Source organism: Bradyrhizobium sp. 154, assembly GCF_023073875.1.
GTDB lineage: Bacteria > Pseudomonadota > Alphaproteobacteria > Rhizobiales > Xanthobacteraceae > Bradyrhizobium.
On sequence record NZ_JADPKG010000069.1, the window covers coordinates 1 to 4,272 of the forward strand.

Below are 4,272 nucleotides of genomic sequence, written 5' to 3' on the forward strand. Positions count from 1 at the left end.
CTGCGAATCGGTGCCAGACAAGGAATCACGGTCGATTCCCGCGATGCAATAGTTGGTGCGCTCCCTCAGCCCTCTCGGCTAAATGTGGGTAATTGAAAGCGCCGCCGGAGGGATACTTCAGGAGGCGCGGATGGCTGCAATCAGGCTCGGTTTGCCGACGATGTTCATCACCCGTGTGAGGTTGTAGGCGAGAACATGCAGCGCCATCTCAGCGGCGATATTCCGTAGGCGCTTCATCAGGAAGTGGGTCGCGCCCATACGGGGTTCCTAATCGGGCGTTCAAAGTCAACACATTCCTACGCTTTTCTTCGACTCGTCGAACTTCAACCATTACCGACTCCCTGCCTCAACGACGCGCACTTCACCGCAGCCGCGTACGCGACGTGCATTCACCAGGCGGGGTCCATGCGTTCCTTCGCGTTCAGCACTTTGGCCGTCGCATGCTCTTCATCAGGTTCGTAAACAGGGCTGTCCAAGCAGTCCGGCGCTCTCGTCCCCGAAGGGCGGCAGCAGGCAAGAGATAGCGGACATTCCCCGTTTCGCGGCCCCGCCAGGGGACGCTCACCGCGCGCGCGGATCTCTAATTTCGCTCCTCCTCAACATGCTGGGCGCAAACCCAGCGCTAACGCGTTGTCATCTGCCTCGCCGCTACCGCGCCGGCTTCAACCGCAACCGCTGCGTAATCTTCGCGCCGAACCCGACGTGGAAATCAGTCTCGCTGACCCACATCCGGTGCAGAATGCTCGCGAGCTTGCGCGCGACCGCGGTGATCGCACACAGCATGCTCGACCGTTTCGCGATCCGCAGGCCCCACGCCCGCAGTGCCGACCATTTCCTGACGCGTAGCAGCAAGCTTGCGGCCGCCTCGCAAAGCGCCTCGCGCACCGCGACGTCGCCCTGTTTGCTGATGCGCCCCTCATAGTCGATCGACGTGCCGGACTGGTGCCGCCTTGGCGCCAAGCCAAAATGCGCGCCGACCGTTCGCGATCGGGCAAAGCGATGAGGCTCATCCACGCCTACTTTGAACGACAGGGCCGCTACCGGGCCGACGCCTGGAACCGTCATCAAGCGCCGGCAGACGGCATCATGCTGGACCACCTGCAGCAGCACACGATGCAGCCGATCGTAGCCCTCGAGGATGGCGCGGCGCACGTCCAACATGGCCTCGACGGTCATTGCGAAGATCGGGTCGCTACGGTCGATCAGCTCGCGCACACGGGCCTCAAAGGCACCGCGGGCGACGCCTCCAACGAGTAGCCCATAGGCCCGCAGGGCACCACGAATGTGGTTCTCGAGAGCGATCAGTTTGCGCTTGAGCAACTTCCGGCTGGTCAGCAGCGTGCGCATCTTCTGCATGTCGATGTTCTTGACGTGGACGGCGCGGTACCAGCCCAGTCGCATCATCTGCGCGATGCCGCGCGCGTCGTTCCGGTCGGTCTTGTTCCGCATTGTCGATAGCGAAACGCGCATGTGACGCGCCTCGACGACAATGATAGGAAGGCCTGCTGGCTGCAGTTCGCGATACAACCAGATGCCAAGCGATGACGCCTCGACTCCTACTCTCTCGAGGCGATCCGCGTAGCCCTCTACTGCGGAGCGGATCGCCGCTGGATCGGTCATAACCTTGACCTCGCGAATGGTGAGACCCTCGCCATCGACGATGCAAAGACTGGTTTCTTCAAGACCGACGTCCAACCCAACGTAAAGCTTCATTGGAGCTCTCCTGTGTGGCAACGAACGCCTAAGTCGTTGCACCAGGCTCCGGATTCGGCCACACGGCGGCTATCCTCGTGCACCGGTTTCTCGAAGCCCGATTTGAAGAGCCTTCCTGCTGTCGTTGTCTCCCGGTCGCCGGTTCCCGAAAGAGCCGCCGCGAATTGGCAGCCAGCTGGCGAAGCCCCCATTGCTTCCGAGCGCTTGCGATAGCGATCGTTAGGGTAACAACCGGGAACCAAGGCGACCAGTCGTTACCGCCGTAATCCTTGTTTTTGTTGGGATTCGAAATAGCCAGATTGAGAGGGAAACAATCTTCTGGCGGAAGGGGTGTCAACCAAGGAGCGCTTATTTTTCGAAGGAATTTCGATTTCTACGGCTCAACCCACGTCCTATCCCACGTGCCGCAAACCAAGGCGATGTAAAGCCCTATGCTACAAGTGCTCTGACGGTTTCGATTCGAGAGCAGAATGCCAAAGCAGCCGATCTCCGGGGCGATCCCCGAAAGCCTTATCACAGAGCCCGCCAAGGAATCCTTCGAAGTCTGGTGGCCGAAGTACCTCGCGGAGGTCGAGAAGAGCGTCACCGCGGCGGAGCAATACTTAGAGGTTCCGACTGCAACTATCTCATCGATCCTGCACGATCCGGACTACGTCGCGACGGTGAAGACCTATGCGGTCATCGAGCCGATGTTGAACGACCTGATCTCTACGCGTCGACTACGGTCGGTTTTTGGTGTGTTGTCGCAGGAAGAAAGCGAAGAGAGCTTCCAAGGCTTCGTTGCGCGGTTAAACATCTCAGGACGTACTGGCAAAGTGGCACTAGCGAAAGGGTTGGGCTTGCTCCGACCGGATCAGGTCCGATTTATCGAAGGCGTCGCCAGAGTGAGGAACCGATACGCTCATAATGTTCGGAACATGCACCGACCACTTCAGGACATCCTCAGCGAGGAGCAGCAAGGCAATGGCAAAATCGTTGAAGACGTCACGGGCAACGCCGGCGCCTTCATGGAATTCGTCTTTGAGCGCCACCAGTATGAGGCGGCCGTTCAGACGTTCGCGAGGGACGCGAAATCCATGGACAGGATAGAGCCTTCCTTGTCGTCGCAGTGATGGGCTTCTACGTCATGGTCGGCAGCAAAGGGCCTGCCAGCGTGAACCGGTCGACCACCGAGGCAGCTTAATGGGGAGCCTTGTCTTGCCGGTTAAGCAGCTCCAGTCGTCGTTCGAGCTCTGCTTTCTTCGCGACGAGTCTTTCGGCGAGAATATCATTGACGATCGTGTGCAGTTGCCACAGCTCTTCGAGAGACATGCTCTCAAACGGCTTCCGCTCCATGAATCACCCGACCCACGCTTTCCAATAGCTTGGGCTTAGAAGCGGGAGCCTGGCAATTCCTCGTAGGTTGAGCAGGAAGGTTATCTACAGGTGCGGCGTCGGGCCACCTTCTTGAAAGCCGACCGGCTCGCCCTCAACCGAAAGCGCCGCAACTCAGCGTGCGCCAGTCGATTCCGCAGGTTGGCCAATTCGGCCATCTGACCTTCGAGAAACGCAAATCGCTTCTGCAGTGAAATGGCGCGATGGAAAACAACTTGATCAAAGGTACTCATCATTATCCCTCAACCCAATAAAACGATTTAAAGTACGCGAGATATCGTGACAGAATTATCACTGCGTTTAATGTTCACTAGTGTGTACAACTCAAAAGAATGCCCGGCAGCGTGAACCGGCGGGCTCCCGTCGCAAATCCCGCCTCTCATCACGCGGCGGTGTCGATCTCCGCTCTACGGGCGGTTTGGGCGATTCGCTCACCATCCTCACGAACGTGGGCCTCCAGTGCATGCAGAACCGGCTTGCGTTGTCGGCGCCCATGGAGAAATGCCCGGGCCACTAGACCGGGCTTTGGCAATCTTGTCCCTGCCGGTCCCCGATCCCGGAGGCCAGTTGTCAGGGGGCTTTGAACCTGGCAATCGACTCGCGCAGATTCCTCAGATAATCGAGCAACGGACCCTGCCCGAAGTGTTCATCCGGCTCTTTCTGCTAAAAAGCCGAAAAGGATGGGCGGCCGCCAATAGACAGCGAGGCGGTGAACGTCCGCATGACGGCTGACGCGCTGAAAATATTAGATGATTGGCGTCGCCAGCAGGAAGACCCTCCCGGCCGACCCGAAGCCATCCGCCGCCTCGTCGAGATCGGGCTGAAGGCGGAAGGGAAATAAGCTCAAGCTGAGCCACTAGCCGCGCGCCACAGGCAGAACGATCGAGCCGTCATAAGGCTGTGGCATAGGCGTTGCATCATAATTGCCAACTGAGATTTCAGTGCTCAGGTGGAAAATAGGCGCTCCCGACGCATATTCGGGCGTGGACCTTTTTTTAGTATATTGGGACTTGGCTCATGGCTTACGACGCAGCCACCGTACAGATGCTTCGCGACGTTCTCGACGAAGTTCTCTCCAGCCCGTCATTCACCCTTCAGCGGCAGCGATCCGCCATAGAGGTCGCCGAGCGCGTGCTTAAGCTCGCTGCCCAGGGGGAGCGTCAACCCGAGAACATCAAGCGACAC

The 4,272-nt window shown here is 58.8% G+C and carries 2 protein-coding genes and 1 pseudogene; 1 reads left to right on the top strand and 2 read right to left on the bottom strand.

Features of this window, described 5'->3' with window-relative positions; genetic code table 11:
- Positions 1-117: 117 nt before the first annotated feature.
- Positions 118-258 (bottom strand): annotated as a pseudogene (locus tag IVA92_RS17740) (hypothetical protein); the annotation flags it as partial.
- A gap of 390 nt (positions 259-648) precedes the next feature.
- Positions 649-1,713 (bottom strand): IS110 family transposase, encoded by a 1,065-nt coding sequence (locus IVA92_RS17745; protein ID WP_247276694.1) that lies wholly within the window; start codon positions 1,711-1,713, stop codon positions 649-651.
- A 470-nt stretch (positions 1,714-2,183) separates the two neighbouring features.
- On the opposite strand from IVA92_RS17745, the gene IVA92_RS17750 reads away from it, so the two are divergent.
- Positions 2,184-2,825, top strand: a complete 642-nt coding sequence (locus IVA92_RS17750; protein WP_247276695.1) for a hypothetical protein — start codon at positions 2,184-2,186, stop codon at positions 2,823-2,825.
- The last annotated feature ends 1,447 nt before the right edge of the window (positions 2,826-4,272 follow it).

What these genes read in the sequence shown, in the direction of transcription:
- IVA92_RS17745 (WP_247276694.1), bottom strand. Translation starts at nt 1,713, where the DNA reads ATGAAGCTTTACGTTGGGTTGGACGTCGGTCTTGAAGAAACCAGTCTT.
- IVA92_RS17750 (WP_247276695.1), top strand. Translation starts at nt 2,184, where the DNA reads ATGCCAAAGCAGCCGATCTCCGGGGCGATCCCCGAAAGCCTTATCACA.